Source organism: [Clostridium] aminophilum DSM 10710, assembly GCF_000711825.1.
In the GTDB taxonomy this organism is placed as follows: domain Bacteria; phylum Bacillota; class Clostridia; order Lachnospirales; family Lachnospiraceae; genus Clostridium_R; species Clostridium_R aminophilum.
Map to the genome: position 1 here is coordinate 278,496 of NZ_JONJ01000003.1, position 18,976 is coordinate 297,471.

General features: G+C 54.3%; 12 protein-coding genes and 1 pseudogene. 11 read left to right on the forward strand and 2 right to left on the reverse strand.

Annotated features, from left to right (window positions below):
• Positions 1 to 23: 23 nt before the first annotated feature.
• From BR86_RS0104790 to yihA, 10 genes and pseudogenes are all read left to right on the forward strand, one after another.
• Positions 24 to 356 carry a cell division protein ZapA gene (locus tag BR86_RS0104790; protein ID WP_038287788.1) on the forward strand — a complete coding sequence of 111 codons (333 nt, stop codon included), beginning with the start codon at positions 24 to 26 and terminating at the stop codon, positions 354 to 356.
• A complete protein-coding gene (locus BR86_RS0104795; protein ID WP_031471856.1) occupies positions 340 to 2,721 on the forward strand; it encodes a U32 family peptidase in 2,382 nt (793 codons plus the stop codon). The genes BR86_RS0104790 and BR86_RS0104795 overlap by 17 nt, the downstream gene beginning before the upstream one ends.
• Positions 2,721 to 4,040: pseudogene (locus BR86_RS0104800) on the forward strand (FtsW/RodA/SpoVE family cell cycle protein); the annotation flags it as partial. The gene BR86_RS0104795 and the pseudogene BR86_RS0104800, both read left to right, overlap by 1 nt.
• 238 nt (positions 4,041 to 4,278) lie before the next feature.
• A complete protein-coding gene (locus BR86_RS0104805; protein ID WP_031471858.1) occupies positions 4,279 to 5,778 on the forward strand; it encodes a peptidoglycan D,D-transpeptidase FtsI family protein in 1,500 nt (499 codons plus the stop codon).
• A 5-nt stretch (positions 5,779 to 5,783) separates the two neighbouring features.
• Positions 5,784 to 6,497, forward strand: coding sequence for a DJ-1 family glyoxalase III (locus BR86_RS0104810; protein ID WP_330372089.1), 714 nt, complete (start codon positions 5,784 to 5,786; stop codon positions 6,495 to 6,497).
• 156 nt (positions 6,498 to 6,653) lie between these two features.
• Positions 6,654 to 7,940 (forward strand): trigger factor, encoded by a 1,287-nt coding sequence (gene tig, locus BR86_RS0104820; protein WP_031471860.1) that lies wholly within the window; start codon positions 6,654 to 6,656, stop codon positions 7,938 to 7,940.
• Between the two features lie 100 nt (positions 7,941 to 8,040).
• Positions 8,041 to 8,625, forward strand: a complete 585-nt coding sequence (gene clpP / locus BR86_RS0104825; RefSeq protein WP_031471861.1) for an ATP-dependent Clp endopeptidase proteolytic subunit ClpP — start codon at positions 8,041 to 8,043, stop codon at positions 8,623 to 8,625.
• A 27-nt stretch (positions 8,626 to 8,652) separates the two neighbouring features.
• Positions 8,653 to 9,963 (forward strand): ATP-dependent Clp protease ATP-binding subunit ClpX, encoded by a 1,311-nt coding sequence (gene clpX / locus BR86_RS0104830; protein WP_031471862.1) that lies wholly within the window; start codon positions 8,653 to 8,655, stop codon positions 9,961 to 9,963.
• A 112-nt stretch (positions 9,964 to 10,075) separates the two neighbouring features.
• Positions 10,076 to 12,670: an endopeptidase La gene (lon, locus tag BR86_RS0104835; RefSeq protein ID WP_075034408.1), complete on the forward strand. Its 2,595-nt coding sequence runs from the start codon at positions 10,076 to 10,078 to the stop codon at positions 12,668 to 12,670.
• Positions 12,667 to 13,257, forward strand: coding sequence for a ribosome biogenesis GTP-binding protein YihA/YsxC (gene yihA, locus BR86_RS0104840; protein WP_031471864.1), 591 nt, complete (start codon positions 12,667 to 12,669; stop codon positions 13,255 to 13,257). Before lon ends, yihA begins: the two co-directional genes overlap by 4 nt.
• Before the next feature lie 236 nt (positions 13,258 to 13,493).
• Here yihA and BR86_RS0104845 read toward each other — a convergent pair whose 3' ends face one another.
• Together BR86_RS0104845 and BR86_RS0104850 are read right to left on the reverse strand one after the other, a co-directional pair.
• The gene (locus BR86_RS0104845) at positions 13,494 to 14,027 is read right to left on the reverse strand and encodes a DUF4364 family protein (protein ID WP_031471865.1); all 534 of its coding nucleotides are present in this window, start codon (positions 14,025 to 14,027) and stop codon (positions 13,494 to 13,496) included.
• Positions 14,028 to 14,061: 34 nt separating this feature from the next.
• The gene (locus BR86_RS0104850; protein ID WP_031471866.1) at positions 14,062 to 15,210 is read right to left on the reverse strand and encodes an NAD(P)-dependent malic enzyme; all 1,149 of its coding nucleotides are present in this window, start codon (positions 15,208 to 15,210) and stop codon (positions 14,062 to 14,064) included.
• 274 nt (positions 15,211 to 15,484) lie between these two features.
• On the opposite strand from BR86_RS0104850, the gene BR86_RS0104855 reads away from it, so the two are divergent.
• Positions 15,485 to 18,961, forward strand: a complete 3,477-nt coding sequence (locus BR86_RS0104855; protein ID WP_031471867.1) for a DUF5717 family protein — start codon at positions 15,485 to 15,487, stop codon at positions 18,959 to 18,961.
• Positions 18,962 to 18,976: the final 15 nt, after the last annotated feature.

Here is an 18,976-nt window from a genome sequence, read left to right on the forward strand (position 1 = left end):
TTCTCGGAATGTGAGAGACTGGAATGGATAATAAGAATTATGTGGATGTACTGATCGGCGGAAAGATTTATACACTCGGCGGATTGGAGGAGGAATCCTACCTCCATCAGGTCGCTGCCTATCTGAATGACAAGATCCAGCAGATTTCGCGGACGGAAGGATATTCGAGACTGCCGGACGATTACCGGAATCTGACGCTGAATCTGAATCTGGCCGATGATTATTTTAAGGAGCGCGAGCACAACCGCGTTCTGGCGGCGCAGAAGGATGAACTGGAGAAGGAAGTCTACCGGCTCAGGGCAGAACTGGTGACGAAGCGCGTAAAAAAGGGAAAACAAAATGATCAGGAAAGCTGAGATTCTGGCTCCGGCGGGTTCCATGGACAGCCTTATGGCTGCCGTGTCTGCCGGAGCTGACGCTGTTTATATGGGCGGAAGCCGCTTCGGTGCGAGGGCTTTTGCGGAAAATGCGGACGAGGATCAGATGATCCGGGCGATCCGCTATGTGCACCTTCACGGAAGAAAACTCTATATGACGGTCAATACGCTGGTGAAAGAGCGGGAGATGGAGGATCTGATCGCATTTCTCCGTCCGTACTATGAGGCCGGTCTGGATGCGGTTCTGGTGCAGGACATGGGCGTTCTGCGCGCAATCCGGGAACATTTCCCGGAACTTCCGATTCACACGAGCACGCAGATGTCGGTTACGGGCGCGGAGTCGGCGCTGGAACTGAAAAAACTCGGGGTGACGCGGATTGTGCCGGCCCGTGAGATTTCGCTTCCGGAGATCCGTGATCTGCATGAGAAAACGGGACTGGAGATTGAGTGCTTTGTGCACGGCGCGCTCTGTTTCTGCTATTCCGGCCAGTGCCTGTTCTCAAGCATGATCGGCGGGCGAAGCGGCAACCGCGGCCGGTGTGCACAGACGTGCCGGCTTCCGTTCGAAGTGCTGGAGGGGAAAAGGAATCTCACCGGAAAGGACGAGCGCTATCCGCTCAGCATGAAAGATCTCTGCGCGCTGGATGTGCTTCCGGATCTACTCGAGGGCGGCGCATTCTCGCTGAAAATCGAGGGGCGGATGAAGAGCCCGCGCTATACGGCGGGGGTTGTCAGCATTTACCGGAAATACGTGGACTACTGGCTGGAGCACGGAAGAGAGGGATACCGCGTGGATCCGGAAGACCGGAGAAAACTTCTGGAACTCTTTGACCGGGGCGGCCTGACCGACGGATATTACCGGCGACACAACGGACCGGAAATGGTTGTCTTTCACGAGAAACCGCAGTTCCGCGAGGAAGACCGGGCGTACACGAAGGAGCTGGAAGAGCGTTTTCTCCGCGTTCCGGTGAAGGAGACGGCCGATGCGGTCTTCACCGCGAGGGTCGGCGAGCCGATCTCCCTGATGGTGACGCTTCGGGAGACAGACGGTGCCGGGAGAGAACTTCCGCCGGCGGTCGGATACGCGGAGGGGGCAGTCTGTGCGAGTGCGCTTAAGGCTCCGACTTCAGAGGCGGATCTGGAAAAGCAGATACGAAAGACGGGGAACACGCCGTTTGTGATCGGCAATACCGAGATTGTGACGGAAGGAAATGTGTTTGTCCCGGTAAAGCAGCTCAACGAATTACGGAGGGAAGCGCTCGCCGTTCTGGAAGAAAACATTCATTCGTTCTTTATGCGGAGCGGGAAAGGAACGGAGAGCGAATCCTGCCCGGACGCTTCGGATCGGATATCGGAAATCGGGGATACCATGGTCTGTGGACCGGAATGCGGGAAAGAAACTGCGGAGAAGGCGAAAGACGCTCCGGCGCGGAAGGAATGCAGCGATAACGCGGAAGATGCTTTGGCGGAGAGAAAATGCAGTGATGACGCAGTCAGACTCACCGCGGCGATCGAGTCGCCGCTTCTTGCGGATACGGTGATCCGCTCGGACGACATTTCCGTTGTCTATCTGGATTCAACCGGTTTCGATGCGAAAACCTGGAAACCGTATGCGGATGCCTGTCACGCCGCGAACAAGGAATGTGCGCTCATTCTGCCGCATATGTGGCGTGCCGGGGCGAGACAGTATTTCGAAAAACACCGGGAAGAACTCACAAACGCCGGCTTTGACGCGCTGATGATCAAAAATCTGGAAGAACTTGCCTATGTCCGGGTTCATTTCCCGGACATGCCGGTGGTGGCGGATGCCAATGTCTATACCATGAATCATCTGTCGGAAACGCAGATCCGGGAATTCGCCCGGGATGCGGGGACGGGATCGGATCAGCGGAAAGGCGAAATGCCGCCGATGCGGTTTACGCTTCCTCTTGAACTGAATTTTCACGAGCTCTCAGAGCGCGGTGCTGAGAATGCGGAACTCTTTGCCTACGGACGGGTGCCGATGATGGTGACAGCGCAGTGCTTTCGGAAGAATACGGGAAAATGCACGAAGGAACCGTGCGTTCTCGAGATCCGCGACCGGAAAAATGCGCTCTTCCCGGTGAAGAATCATTGCCGGTTCTGCTATAACACAATTTACAATGCCGCGCCGGTCACACTTCTCGGAGACCGGGCCGCTGTCGGAAGGCTCGGGTGCCGCTGGCTCCGGCTGACCTTTACGACCGAGAAGCCGGAAGAGGCGGAGAAGATTCTGCGCGCCTACGGCGATGCCTTCCTGAGGGGACAGGACCGGACGGCAGACTGGGATTACACAAGAGGACATTTCCGCAGGGGAGTGGAGTAATGGCTAATGTAGTGACGGAGGTGGCCAGATTCCTGATCATTCTGCTGATCGCGATCTACACCTATTATAATTTTCGATACTATTCCTATACATACGAAGAGGACCGCGATTATGTGGTCCGCAATCAGGTAATCAGCATTTTCCTGATTCTTACGCTGGCGGACACCGTCATGTGGCTCCGGACGGAAAATGTGTCGTCGCTGATGCTTGCCGCGGCGCAGGCACTTTTCATCGGAGGTTACCTTCTGATGAGTAAGCTGATCTATCGCCGGTCGTCACGGCTTCTGTCGACCAACATGTGCATGCTGATGGCGACGAGCTTTGTGGTGCTGAACCGGATCTCCGTGTCGCGGTCGATGCGCCAGTTTGGGATTGTCGTGGCGGCAGCCGCCGTCACACTCGTGATTCCGGTTATGATCGAGCACATCTGGCAGCTCGCGAAGATTCCGTGGGTCTATGCGATCGGCGGAATGCTTCTCCTTCTGGCGGTCCGCGTAATCGGTACGGCGAGTTTCGGCGCTCAGCTGTCACTGAATGTGGGCGGATTTTCCTTTCAGCCGTCGGAGTTTGTAAAGCTGACCTTTGTCTTCTTTGTGGCGACGATGTTTGAGCGGTCGACCAGTTTTGAGGGGATTCTGCAGACCAGCGCGGTGGCGGCGCTCCATGTGCTGATCCTGGTGTTTTCCAAGGACCTCGGAAGCGCGCTGATTTTCTTTGTGGCGTATGTATTTATGCTGTTTGTCGCTTCCTCCAACTGGGTTTACCTCGCATCGGGATTCGGCGGCGGGACGCTCGCGGCCATCGGCGCCTACAGCCTGTTCCGCCATGTCCGCGTCCGCGTGGAGGCATGGAAAGATCCGTTCGCGGATATTTCCGGAAGCGGTTATCAGGTGGCGCAGGGACTGTTTGCCATCGGAACCGGCGGATGGTTCGGAATGGGCCTTTATCAGGGAATGCCGAACAAGATCCCAGTTGTCGAGAAAGATTTCATCTTCGCGGCGATCTCCGAAGAGCTGGGCGGCATCTACGGCGTCTGCATCATTTTGATCTGCGTCGGCTGCTTTATGCAGTTTATGAAGCTTGCGATGCGGATGGAGGCGGTTTTCTACCGCATGATCGCGCTCGGACTCGGTGTGATCTACATCACTCAGGTTTTCCTCACGATCGGCGGCGTGACCAAATTCATCCCGTCGACCGGTGTCACACTTCCGTTTGTGAGCTACGGCGGAAGTTCGATTCTGTCAAGCTTCATCATGTTCAGTGTCATTCAGGGCCTCTATATCATGAAGGCGCGGGATGAGGAGGAAATGGATGAGCAGGCCCGCTACGGCGGAGCGTACCGGAGCGATAAACGGGCCGGAAGAGGAAGCGGAATGCAGGAGGTAAACCGGCGGACCGGAAAAGGAAGCGGTGCGCAGGATGGGAACCGGCGGACCGGAAAAGAAAACGGTGCGCAGGACGGAAACCGGCGGACCGGAAGGGAAAACGGTGCGCAGGACGGATACCGGCGGACCGTAGCGAAGAAGGAAATGCCGGCGGCGGATGAGGAGGACTACTATGAAGATCTTTGATTACTTCCGGAATCCCCGCGGAAAGAAGGAGTCTGCGGCAGCGCGGAAATACCGTGAGCGGTCGGAAGCGGGAAGGAATATTATGACCGTCACCTGCTTTTTCGGCGTTCTGTTTCTCGGGCTGATCGGGTACTACGGCTATTTTCTTCAGGTGACGAGTCAGGAGATTATTGGAAGCTCGTACAATGCAAGGCTGGATGCATTTGCGGACCGCGTGACCCGCGGGGAGATCAAAAGCATCGACGGTCAGGTTCTCGCGGAGACGAAGAACGTGAACGGGACGGACACGCGTTACTATCCGTACGAGTATCTCTACACGCATTCGGTCGGATATTCGGGCAAGAACGGAAGAACGGGGCTGGAATCCCTCGGAAACTTTTACCTTCTGTCCTCTCATGTCAATCTGATGGAGCGGGCGTTCAATGAACTGAGCGGAAAGAAAAATCCGGGCGACACGCTGGTGACGACCATGGATTCAAGACTTCAGAATGTCGCGAGCGATGCGCTGGGCAAATACCGCGGTGCCGTGATCGCGATGGAGCCGGATACGGGCCGCATTCTGACAATGGTTTCCCAACCGAATTTTAACGCCAATGAAGTTGACGCAAGGTGGTCGGAACTGACCGCGGATTCGAACCGGGCGGTGCTGGTGAACCGTGCGACGCAGGGACTGTATCCGCCGGGATCAACCTTTAAGATCCTGACGCTTCTCGAATACATCCGGGAACACCCGAATGACTGGCAGAATTTTACGTTTGACTGCAACGGAAGCTATACGTCCAACGGATATACGCTGAAATGCTATCACGGAGAAAAACACGGACATCAGACGCTTCTGCAGGCCTTTGCCAACTCCTGCAACGGAGCGTTTGCAAGTATCGGAGAGAAACTGGACAGCAGCCGTTTCCGTGAACTGGCGGAGACCTGCGGCTTTAACGGATCGATTCCGTATGAGCTGACATACAGCAGGAATACCTTTGCGCTGGCGGGCGATTCCGGTGTGTGGGAAAAGGCGCAGACCGCGATCGGCCAGGGAAAGACACAGATGACACCGCTCCTCAATCTGATGGTGACGGCGGCGATTGCCAACGGCGGAACCATGATGAAGCCGTATCTTGCAGATCATGTGGAAACGGCGACGGGGCAGACGGTGAAGGAATTTCTTCCGGCGTCGGCCGGTTCGATCATGAGTGCGGCGGAGGCGGAAGCCCTGACAACTTACATGAGAAGTGTTGTGACAGACGGAACCGGATCGGCATTCCGCGGTGCGCCGTATCAGGCAGCGGGTAAGACCGGATCGGCGGAAACCGGCGTCGGGGACAATTCCCATGCATGGTTTGTGGGATTTGCACCGGTGGATGATCCGAAAATCGCTGTCTGTGTGATTGCGGAGGACGGCGGATCCGGAGGATCGGTGGCGGCGCCGATCGCGCGGAAAGTGATGGATGAATACTTTAAAGATTATCCGGTGACCGGGAAGAAGTGATCGGCATGAGCCCGGAGAAAAGCAGCAGTTTGAAGAAGACCGGAGGAAAAGCAGCACCGGAAAAGGCAGGAGAGAATCATCCGGGAGAAACAGGGTATCAGACAGAACATCGGGAAGAGCATTATAAAGAATATGAGAAAGGAGAGCAGAGGATGTCACTGGTTTATGCATTTTTGGCGGACGGTCTTGAAGAGGTGGAATGCCTTGCGGCAGCGGATGTGCTGGTTCGGGCGGGAATTGAGGTGAAATTCATTTCCGTCTCGGAAAAGAAGGAAGTGACGGGGACACACGGATTCCGGATTACGGCGGATGCCTGCATCGGGGATGCGGATCTTTCCGCTCCGGACTGTTATCTTCTTCCGGGAGGTCAGCCGGGGACGGAGCATCTCGCGGAATGCAGAGCGCTCTGTGATGCACTGCTCTCCGCGGAGAAGAACGGGAAGCGAATCGCGGCGATTTGTGCCGCGCCCACGGTTCCGGGGCGTCTCGGATTGCTCCGGGGAAAACGCTGCACCTGTTATCCGGGAGCGGCGAATGAAGAAAAACTTCTCGGAGCGGAATACACGGGACTTGGTGTTGTGACGGACGGTTATGTCACGACAGCGAAATCCGTCGGTTTTGCACTGGACTTTGGGCTGGAAGTGGCATCACTTCTTGCCGGACAGGCGAAGGCGGATGAGGTTCAGGACCGGATGATCTATGAGAAAAGGATCGGATGAAGGCGCGGGCGCAAAATGCCGGAAAACACGCGGAGAGAGCGGAAAGAGTGGCACAAAACCGCTTGAACACTCGCATTCCGTGTGCTATAATGTTGATTCGTAGTGTGACGCCGTGAAGAAGAATGGCGGTACAAAAATTCAAGGAGGACTCCACTGATGAGTGTAAAGGTAGAGAAGACAGACGAAAAGAATATTATTAAGCTGACCGTTGAAGTACCGGCAGAGGAATTTACGGCAGCGCTGAACCAGGCGTTCAACCACAATAAGAAGAATATCAACGTTCCGGGATTCCGTAAGGGTCACGCAACCAGAACCATGGTTGAGAAGATCTACGGAAAGGGCGCTTTCTATGAGGAGGCTGCACAGATCGTTGTGAACGGTTCTTACCGCCAGGCAGTAGAGGAGTCCAAAGAGGATATCGTTTCCGGACCGGCGATCAACATCGTTGAGATGGAAGAGGGCAAGACTTTCGTTTATGAGGCAACCGTTGCTGTAAAGCCGGAAGTTGAGCTCGGCGAGTACAAGGGCATCACCGTAGAGAAGGCTGACGATCAGGTTACCGACGAGGATGTTGAGAACGAGCTGAAGAACATCGCAGACAGAAGCGCACGTCTTGTGGATGTTACCGGTGAGATCAAGTCCGGCGATCAGACCGTGATCGATTTCAAGGGCACCGTTGACGGTACCGCATTTAGCGGCGGCACAGCAGAGGATTATCCGCTGACCATCGGCTCCAACCAGTTCATCCCGGGATTTGAGGATCAGATCATCGGACACAAGACCGGTGAGACCTTTGATGTCAATGTGAAGTTCCCGGAGGACTATCACGCAAAGGATCTTGCAGGCAAGGATGCGGTATTTGCCGTAACCGTTAAGTCCGCAAAGCAGAAGGAGCTTCCGGAGATCAACGACGAGTTCGCTGACAACCACTCCGAGTTCTCCACTCTGGCAGAGATGAAGGAAGATCTGAAGAAGAAGGTTCAGGAGCGCAAGACTGCAGCCGCAAAGACCGAGAACGAGAACAAGGTCGTTGAGAAGGTTGTTGAGAACGCAAAGGTTGAGCTTCCGCAGCCGATGGTTGATACCGAGTGCAGAAGCATGATCGACAATTATGCAAACCAGCTTCAGAGCCAGGGCCTCAGCCTTCAGGATTACCTGAAGTACACCGGCCAGACCATCGATTCCATGATGGAGCAGCTGAAGCCGAACGCTGTCAAGAACATCACAACAGGTCTTGTTCTTGAGGCAGTTGCAAAGGCAGAGAACATCGAAGTATCTGATGAGGACTTCGAGAAGGAAGTTCAGCACATGGCAGATCAGTACAAGATCGAGCTTGAGCAGATGAAGAAGTTTGTGACCGAGGACCAGAAGGAGCAGATCGTAGAAGGCCTCGCAAGAACCAAGGCCATCGATTTCCTGGTTGGCGCAGCAAATCTTCAGTAATTCGTATTTAACAATATAAGAAAACTGTCGAAATATTCCCGGGGGCATCAGCTCTCGGGATATTCGCGATATACGCGATTTATAAGAAAGGACGAAGACAATGGCATCATTAGTACCTATGGTCGTTGAGCAGACCAGCCGCGGTGAGCGTTCCTATGATATTTATTCCAGACTTCTGGCCGACCGTATCGTGTTTCTTGACAGTGAAGTCACGGACGCACAGGCAAGTCTGATTGTTGCACAGATGCTGTTCCTGGAAGCAGAGGATCCGGAAAAGGATATCAACTTCTATATCAACAGCCCGGGCGGTTCCGTAACCGCAGGCATGGCGATCTATGATACCATGCAGTACATCAAATGTGATGTATCCACGATCTGCCTCGGTATGGCAGCCAGCATGGGTGCATTTCTTCTGGCCGGCGGCGCAAAGGGCAAGAGATATGCGCTTCCGAACGCAGAAGTGATGATCCATCAGCCGAGCGGCGGTGCGCGCGGTCAGGAGACCGAGATCCGTATCGTAGCGGAGCAGATTCTGAAGACAAGACAGAAGATGAATGAGATTCTTGCCGCAAATACCGGCAAATCTGTTGAGGAAGTTGCCCGCGACACGGAGCGTGACAATTATCTGACCGCCGAAGAGGCCAGAGAATACGGCCTGATCGACCGTGTAATCGAAAAACACTGATAGAGTGAAAGAATAAGAGGTGGGCGGATGCCAAACAGAAACGACAATGAGATCAGATGCTCCTTCTGCGGAAAAACGCAGGATCAGGTGCGAAAAATGATCGCGGGAGCGAACGGAGTATACATTTGCGATGACTGTGTAGAACTCTGCGGAGAGATCCTCCAGGAAGAGCTGGAAGATTATAAGGGAAAACAGAAAAAGAATATCCGCCCGGATTTCACCGGCATCAATCTGCTGAAGCCGAAGGAGATCAAGGAATTCCTGGACGAGTATGTCATTGGTCAGGATGAGGCAAAGAAAGTTCTCTCTGTTGCGGTCTACAATCACTACAAGAGAATCACTTCCAAGTCGGAGACGGATGTGGAACTGCAGAAGAGCAACATTCTCATGCTTGGTCCGACCGGTTCCGGCAAAACCTATCTTGCGCAGACCCTTGCCAAGATTCTGAATGTTCCGTTTGCGATCGCAGACGCGACCACACTGACGGAGGCCGGATATGTCGGCGAAGATGTCGAGAACATCCTGCTGAAGCTGATTCAGGCGGCAAATTACGATGTGAGCCGTGCAGAGTACGGTATCGTATACATCGATGAGATCGATAAGATCACCAAGAAGTCCGAAAATGTCTCCATCACCCGTGATGTATCCGGTGAGGGCGTGCAGCAGTCCCTTCTGAAAATTCTTGAGGGAACCATGGCAAGCGTTCCGCCGCAGGGCGGAAGAAAGCACCCGCAGCAGGAGCTGATTCAGATTGATACGACCAATATCCTGTTTATCTGCGGCGGTGCCTTTGACGGACTGGAGAAGATCATTGAGAGAAGAATCAATGCCGGATCCATCGGATTCAACTCGGAACTTGTGGATAAGAACAGTTTTGACTTTGATTCCCTGTTTCGCCAGGTAACCACACAGGATCTGACCAAATTCGGTCTGATTCCGGAGTTTATCGGACGTGTTCCGGTGACGGTGGAACTCAGCACACTGACGACCGAGGCCCTGATCCGGATTCTCACCGAGCCGAAGAATGCACTGATCAAACAGTATCAGGCACTCTTTGATCTCGACGGTGTAAAACTTGAGTTTACGGAGGATGCGGTAGAGGCCGTAGCCAAGAAGGCGGTTGATCAGAAGACCGGCGCGAGAGGACTCCGCTCGATTCTGGAAAACATCATGAACGATATCATGTATGAGATTCCGTCCGATCCGACTATCGGCATCTGTACGATCAATGCGTCCTGTGTCAACGGTGAGACGGAGCCGGCGATCACACACCGTGATTCGTCCGCAACCAGAAAGTCCTTTGCAAAGAAGAAGGGCAGCCCGGTCGAGAGCGCGTAAAAGTGAATAGAAATCCTGCCGGTACATAAGGGTGGGAATGTAAAGAGGGGTGTGAGATTTCCGCGTCTGCGGACGTTTTACAGCCCTCCTTTGATAAAAAGAGGATTATAGAATGGCAAAAAGCAAGAAAACAATTCCGATGATCGCACTCCGCGGTCTGACTCTCCTGCCGGGAATGAAATCGACCTTCGACTGCGTCACGGAAAAGTCTGTGAGCGCACTTGCCGCCGCAATGGCGGAAGACCGGAATGTGTTTCTGGTCAGCCAGATGGATGAGGACGCGGTGGACCCGCTGCAGGACGATCTGTTTTCACGCGGTGTAATCGCACATATTCACCAGTACATGAAGGCGGCGGATAATCTGGCCCGGGTGACGGTGGAATGCGGACCGATCGCGGAATTACTGAATATGACCGATGACGGGAAGTGCTTCCGCGCGGAAATCGAGCGGATCGATCACGTTACCGATGACCTGCCGGCAGAATCAAAGCCGGCGATGTTCCGTGTGCTGCGGGACCAGCTCCGGGAACTTCACCGCTTCGCGGGTGAGACTGTGTATGAGACGGTAGATGAGCTTCTCAAGATCCGGAAGCTGGAGGTGCTGATGGAAAAACTTCCGACGGAGCTTCCGTGGAACTGGGAGGCGAGACAGTCGGTTCTGGAGAGTGCAACCCTCAGCGAAGTGTTCCAGGTTGAGATGCAGATCCTGATCATGGAGACACAGGCGGATCAGATCCGCCATACGTTCCAGGAGAAAGTTCAGGAGCGCATTGACAAGCATCAGAAAGAATATGTTCTTCATGAACAGTTGGCGGAGATCCGGGAGGAGCTCGGAGAGCGCAGCGATCCGGAAACCGACGCCGATGAGATGCGGAAAAAGGTGGATGAACTGGTTGCCTCCGATGAGATCAAGGAAAAGATCCGCAAGGAAATCAACCGGTTTGAGAATATGCCGATCGGAAGTCAGGATACCAATGTTCTCCGGACCTATCTGGAGACGGTACTGGAGCTCCCCTGGGACAAGCGGACGGAAGACAACATTGACCTCTCACATGCACGGGAAGTGCTGGAAAAAGATCATTACGGTCTCGAGAAGGTGAAGGACCGCGTGTTGGAAGCGCTCGCGGTACGCATTCTGACCGGAGAAGGCAACGGACAGATCATCTGTCTGGTTGGCCCGCCGGGAACCGGTAAGACATCCATTGCCCGTTCTATCGCCCGGGCGCTGGGGCGCAAATACGTCCGCATCAGTCTCGGCGGTGTGCACGATGAGGCGGAGATCCGCGGACACCGGAAGACATATGTCGGGGCGATGCCAGGACGGCTTGTGGAGGCGCTTCATCAGGCACAGGTGAGCAATCCGCTGATGCTGCTCGATGAGATCGACAAGGTCTCTTCCGATTACCGCGGTGACACCGGCGCAGCGCTCCTTGAGGTACTCGACACCGAGCAGAATTCACATTTCCGCGATCACTACGTGGAGATGCCGATCGATCTGTCGCACGTCATGTTCATTGCGACCGCAAACAATAAGAGCACAATTCCGCTTCCTCTGCTGGACCGTATGGATATCATCGAAGTCAGCAGTTACACGGAGAATGAAAAATACCACATCGCAAAGGATTATCTGATTCCGAAGCAGCTGGAGAGAAACGGTCTGAAGAAGAGTCAGCTGACCATACAGGCGGCAGGGCTTCGCCGGATCATTCACAATTATACGAGAGAGGCCGGCGTCCGCAATCTGGAGCGGAGGATAGGAGATATCTGCCGCAAGACGGCAAGACAGATTCTGGAAAAGGATGAAGTGAAAGTCCGGGTTACCGAGAAAAATCTGGAGAAATATCTCGGCCCGGAGCGGAATCCGGAAGAAGACCGGAACCGCGTGGACCAGGCCGGAATTGTGACCGGACTTGCATGGACCAGCGTCGGCGGTGTCACCCTTCAGATCGAGGTCAACACCATGCCGGGAAAGGGCCAGCTGATCCTGACCGGCCAGATGGGCGATGTCATGAAGGAATCCGCGCGGATCGCTCTCACATGGGTCAGAAGCGTTGCAACAGATTATCAGGTGCCGGAAGACTGGTTCGACCGGCATGATATCCACATTCACATTCCGGAGGGCGCTGTGCCGAAGGACGGCCCTTCTGCGGGAATCACGATGTCCACCGCCATGCTGTCCGCGGTCAGCGGGCGAAAAGTCCGTGCGGATCTTGCCATGACCGGAGAAGTGACGCTCCGCGGACAGGTGCTCATGATCGGCGGTCTGAAGGAGAAACTCCTTGCGGCGAAACAGGCGGACATTCACACGGTTCTTGTGCCGGCCCGCAACCAGCCGGATGTGGAAGAACTCTCGGAGGAGATCACGGACGGTCTGGAGATTCTGTATGTGGAGGAGATGAATGATGTAGTCCGCCGCGCATTCTGCCCGTCAGCTCCGGAGAAGAGCGCGAAGGCTTCTGAAACGTCAAAGACGGCGAAGAAGACAGCAAAAAAGACAGCCGCTGCAGATACGGAAAAGGCAGCGAAGACCGCGAAGACCGCGAAGGAGACGAACGTCTCGAAGAACGCGCCGAAGGCGGACGCGGCGAGCGGGGAACGGCCGGAAAAGGTGACGAAAACGCCGGGGACGGCGAATGCGGAACAGACGTCCGGGAAGACGGATTCGGGCAGCCGGGAAACGGTTACAGGAAAGAGAGCGAAGAAATGATCATCAAGAATTGTGAATTAGAGAGAGTATGCGGCATTACCAGTGTTCTCCCGGAGAATACTCAGCCGGAGATCGCCTTTGCGGGAAAATCCAATGTCGGAAAGTCCTCCCTGATCAACTCCCTGATGAACCGGAAATCCCTTGCGAGAGTCTCCGGAACACCGGGAAAGACGCAGACCATCAACTACTATAAGATCAACAACGCATTTTACTATGTGGATCTTCCGGGCTACGGATATGCGAGAGCAAACGAGGAAGTGAAGGCGCAGTGGGGCAAGCTCATCGAAGACTATCTTCACCAGTCCCGCCAGCTCCGCGCGGTCTTTCTCCTCATCGATATCCGGCATGATCCGGGTGAAAATGATCAGATGATGTTCCAGTGGATTACGACCCGCGGCTACACGCCGGTCATTATTGCGACCAAGGCCGATAAGCTGAAGAGAAGTCAGATTCAGAGCCATCTTGCGGCAATCCGCCGGACGCTCAATCTGGTGGATGACTATCCGGTGATCCCGTTCTCCTCGGAGACGAAACAGGGACGGGAGGAAGTCTGGAACATGATCGACGAGATTGTGTCGTCGGATTGAGAAAGTTAAATGAAAACGAGCCGAAATACGCTTCGCGGGTTTCGAGCGTTTCGCGGCAGCCGCCAGGATCTCACCGGGGGCGTGGGCATTGGCGAGTTGGCCGTGTAAACAAAAAAGAAGGACATCTGCCGGTTTCGGCGGGTGTCCTTCTTTTTTTGTTAACAGGAAAGTGCTCCGCATTTCCTTTGGGAAAAAATGCTCCTCAAGGATGCGCACGCCGCCGTGATTCGCCGGCGTTACAGTTCGTCGTCTTCCTTCATCAGGGTTTTCATGATGAAGGCGTAGATCTCCTGGCTTCGTTTTTTCCAGTGATTGCTCATTTTCCCGGCCTGTTCCTCATCGGGAACCGCGATCTCGAGATTGATGAGATGGGATTTGCCCTCCCGGATCTCGCAGTGGACCATATAGTCCCTCGTGTCCGCGCGGTAGAATTCCGAAACGGTTCCGACCGCTTCCTTCATGCGGAGACGGTTTTCGCTGAGAAAGGAATCGATGTCCTCGATGATCTCCGGGGAGATTTTGGAACCGAAGAAATCCAGCGCCTGAACGCCCTCGTGCGTGATCTCGTAGCGGCTGGAGCTGTGAAGCTCCTCCTTCCGGATCAGGCCCGCTTCTGTAAGCTCTGTCAGAGCGTTCTGGAGAGAGAAATAGTTGGTATATTCTCTGGTCAGAAAGAAATCCGAAAACTGTGCGCCGGTGAGCGGGAAGGTGACCTTGCTCAGCATGTACAGCACCATCAGCTTATAGAGTGTAACCGGTTCAGACATCATGGTGAAATCTCCGTTAACTTCAATTTATCGTGGATCAGATGTATTTTTTGACTGCTTCCGCGACCGCGTCGGCCACACCCGGAGCAAATGCCGGCGGAAGGATATGGGTGTCGTCAAGCTGGTCATCCGGGACAAGTGCTGCGATCCGGTCTGCGGCAGCGAGCTTCATTTCCTCGGTGATGCCGGCAGCTCTTCCCTCGAGCGCGCCCTTGAAAATGCCCGGGAAGATCAGGACGTTGTTGACCTGGTTCGGGAAATCGGAGCGCCCTGTTCCGACGATTCTTGCGCCGGCTTCTTTGGCGAGGTCCGGCATGATCTCCGGAACCGGATTTGCCATGGCAAAGAGGATGGAATCGTGGTTCATGGATTTGACCATTTCCGGAGTGACAATGCCCGGAGCGGATACGCCGACGAAGATATCAGCACCGACAAGCGCATCGGCGAGAGTGCCGCGCTTCTGCTCGAGGTTGGTTACTTCCACCATCTGCTCCTGCATCCAGTTGAGACCGTCCATGCCCTTGCAGAGCATACCGGCCTTATCGCACAGTGTGAGATGCTTGAAACCGTAGCGGAGAAGGAGCTTGGAAATGGCGATTCCGGCGCTTCCCGCACCATTGACCACGACCTTGCAGTCTTCTTTCTTTTTGCCGGTAACCTTCAGCGCATTGATGATGCCGGCCAGAACGACAATGGCGGTTCCGTGCTGGTCATCGTGGAAAACCGGAATCGGGAGAAGCTTTTTCAGCCGCTCTTCGATCTCAAAACAGCGCGGCGCGGAAATGTCTTCCAGATTGATGCCGCCGAAAGCCGGAGCAATGCGGCAGACGGTCTCGATGATTTCCTCGGTGTCCTGCGTATCCAGACAGATCGGGAATGCGTTGACGCCGCCGAATTCTTTAAAAAGGACACATTTCCCCTCCATGACCGGCATTGCGGCAAGGGGACCGATGTTGCCGAGTCCGAGAACTGCGGAACCATCGGAGATGACAGCAACGGTGTTTGATTTGATGGTATAACGGTACACCGCCTCAGGGTCTTCTGCGATTACTTTGCATGGTTCGGCAACACCCGGTGTGTAGGCGAGCGCGAGATCCTCGGCGTTGTTTACCGAAGCCTTGCATTTGGTTTCCAGTTTACCGTTCCATTCTTCGTGAAGCTGAAGAGCTTTTTCTGCGTTTGTCATAAGATGCTCCTTTTGCCATCCGTACGGCTGAAATTTTTTGAAAATGTGGGTCCCGCGGCCACAAAAAAACAGGAAATGAAGGCGGGATTCCGTATATTTTGTACAACATAACTATATTATCAGGGAAATGTGGTTTAATCAAGATTCTGACGAATGGAAAAATTCAGGGACGGATAGTGAATTCAGTGAAAAAATATGCTATGATTAACGTCGATATACTCTGCCCGAACGGCGGGAATTTTCGGAATTACTAAGATAAAAGGTGACATAGGGTATGAAAGAACGAATCAATCGTCTCGCAAGGGGCATTATAGATCAGGAAAAACCTGAGATGACATGGCAGCCGGAAGTGGCCGAAGAGATTGTTCGTGCAGACGGAGTTTCCGGGCATGAACTGATCGTGAGCTCGGCAAACGGCTTAAATGTCAAGGGATTCGTGTACTCATCGTCAGCGAGAGTGAGGATTCCGGAGTCGGGAAACTCATTCGGCGGTCTCCGCAATCGGATCCGCTATGAGGTGGATACTTCTTACCTGGCACCGGGGGACCGGATCGAAGGAAAATTTATTCTGGTAACCAACTGCGGAGAGCAGGAAATTCCATATGAGTTTACGGTGGATAGCGGGGCTCCGGGAGAACGGCTTTCGGACCTGAAGACGCCGAAGGATTTTCTGCGGATTGCGGAGCAGGATCAGGATACGGCACTCCGTCTTCTCGGATACCGTGATTTTATCGATGCCCCGTTCATGCAGGATCTTCATATCCGTACCGTTTATGACGGCCTGGCGAATCACGGAAGCCGGCAGAACTTTATGGAGGAATTCCTGATTGCCATCGGCGTCAAGAAACCGGTTCGCCTGATGACGGACGGCGCCCCGCGGGAATATTCCGATCCGGCGGAACGGATTGAGGACACCATCGTGATCCGCTGCGATTCGTGGGGATATTTTTCGCTGGAGGCGGAGAGTGATTCGGATTTCATCCTTCTGCCCAAAAAGAGTGCGACCGAACAGGACTTCCGGGATGGTGCGCTGCGGCTGCCGTTTACGGTGCTGCCGGATCATCTCCATCAGGGAATCAATATGGGAGCCATTCGCATCCGGTCGACACTTCTGAATGTTTCGATTCCGGTCACGGTTCGGATCTCCGCCGACCGGAACCGCGATGAGAGAGTCTGCGCCGACAATGAAGTGGTCGGGATCTTTACGGAAGCGCTCGAGTCGCTGAAAAACGGAGAGACCGGCACACAGATGGCTGAAAAGATCCGCAGAAGAATCGACCGTCTGGAGGCAATTGACGGAGAACACAAAAACCTTCCGCTCTACCGGCTCTGTGCCGATACGCTGGATGAAAAGAGAAGCACCAAACAGTTCATGTCGGACATGCGCGAGGCAGGAATGTCGGGGAACCGTTCCGGTGGTTCGGCCGGGGATTCGTATCTTGCCATGCTCGAAGCATGCGGAATGTTTGACGGAGACGATGACGGCATTGCGCTTTACTCCATGCTGGAACGTGTCTTTGACCGCGGATCCCGGAGTCCTTTCCTGTATCAGAGGGTGCTTCAGATTTTTGAGGTTCACCCGGAGATTATGCGGGAGGCGGATGATCTCACGGTGCTGACCGGGTGGTATGCCGTCCGGAAGGCGGACATCTCAAAAGAGATGGCATTTCGTCTGGCGGCGCTGGTGGAAGAGCGCAGGGACTATTTTGCCCCGGCCGTGAGCCTGATGAAAAAGCTTTACGAGAAATATCCGGACGACCGGATTCTGACTGCCATTGTCCGGATGCTGATCCGCGGCGACCGCAGAGAAGAAAAGGATTTTCCGTGGTATGAGAGAGCCGTAAAGCATGATATCAGCCTGACCAAGCTGTATGATTATTTTCTGTATTCTCTTCCGGAAGCCTATGACCGGCTTCTCCCGGAGAGCGTGCTGATTTATTTTACCTATGCGCAGAACCTTGAACGCGAAAACAGAGAAGTTCTGTATTACAACATTCTCCGGTATGCGGCACCCGATTCCCGGATTCTTGAGGATTACCGTCCGATGATGGAGAGGGCGGCGCTGGAAGAACTGTTTGAGGGACGGATCAACCGGAAACTTGCAGTCCTTTACCGCGCGACCATCTATGACGAGATGATCGACGCGCAGCTTGCGAGAATTCTTCCGCCGATCCTCCGGAGTGCGCGGATCACCTGCCGGAATCCGCAGATGAAATATGTTGTGGTCGTTCATGAAGAACTGCTCACGGAGGACGCATATCCGCTGAAACGGGGCAAGGCCTATGTTCCGCTGTTCGGCGACCGGGATGTTATCCTGTTTCAGGACAGCTACGGAAACCGCTATGCATCGGTGAAATACGAATGTACGCCGGCGATGGGCAATATTGACGCTACGCTTGCGGCGTGCTATGCTCGGTGTCCGGACAATCCGATTCTTCAGGCGGACGCTTGTGTCCGCGCCATGGAAAAGGACGAGATCGGAGCGGAGGAAGCGGAGATTCTGACCCGCGCGGACGAAACGCTGGAACTCCATCCGCTCTTCCGCGCGAAAATGCGCGCCGTGCTGATCCGTTATTACCGGAAGAACGCCGGAAAGGGAAATGATTCCCTCCGCGACGGAGACATCCGCTATCTCCTCAGTCTGGATCCCTCGCGGCTCACGCAGGAAGACCGGACCATGATCTGCGCAATTCTGGTGGAGAGCGGACGGCTTTCGGAAGCATGGGAGATGATGGAGAAATACATTCTGACCGGACTCTCGGATGAACTGACGGCAGTTCTGGTTTCCCACCTGATTCTGGAACGGCTCTTTGAGGAGAACGGCCTTCTCCTTCATCTGGCGTTCCGCCTCGGAGAGAGAGACCGGGAAGACAGTGTCATTCTGGACTATCTGTGCGAGCATTTTAACGGCACGATCCCGCAGATGATGGGAATTCTCCGGAAAGCGCTTCGGAGCCATGTCGAGACGTATGATATGGAGGAGCGCATTGTTGCCCAGATGCTGTTCACCGGACAGACCGAGAAGATGGATTCCGTGTTTGAACTCTATGCTTCCGGGGAACACACGAGTGAAAACATTGTGCGGGCATACTTTACCGTTCGCTGCCGGGAGTATTTCCTCGAAAACCGGAATCCGGGCGACCGGATGTTCCAGTATCTGGAGGGCCTTGTGGATGCGACGGCGGAAAAGGAAAAGCTTCCGGATATCTATATGCTGGCACTGACCCGATATTATGCGACACTCCCGGATCTTGACCATGCGCAGCGAGCGATCTGTCAGACGCTGGTAAACGCGCTGATCGACGAGGGGCGTGTCTTTGCCTACTACAAGGAACTCGCAAAATTCATTCTTGTCCCGGGCGATATCATGGACAAAGAGATCGTCGAGTATCACGGGAAGAAGGATATCGTTCCGTATCTGCAGCTCCGGATTCTTCCGGAGGAGGAAGAGTTCCACTACGAGGATATGAAAACGGTTTATCCGGGAATCTACATCCATGAGAAAGTCCTGTTTGAGGGCGAGATCATGGAGTACCGGATCGAGGAAGTGCAGGACGGTGAAAAGACCATTGTGGAAGAGGGAAGCGTGTCCTGCAGGGAAGTGCGGACGATCGCGCCCGGAAACCGTTTTGCGAATCTGAATGAGATGAGCCTGTCGGCGGAAATGAAGAGCGACAGGGGACTTCGCGATAAAATGATCGAATATATCAAAAAAGACGCCGCAGTGGAAGTGCTTTTTCCGCTGCAGTGAAGGGGAATTGATTTG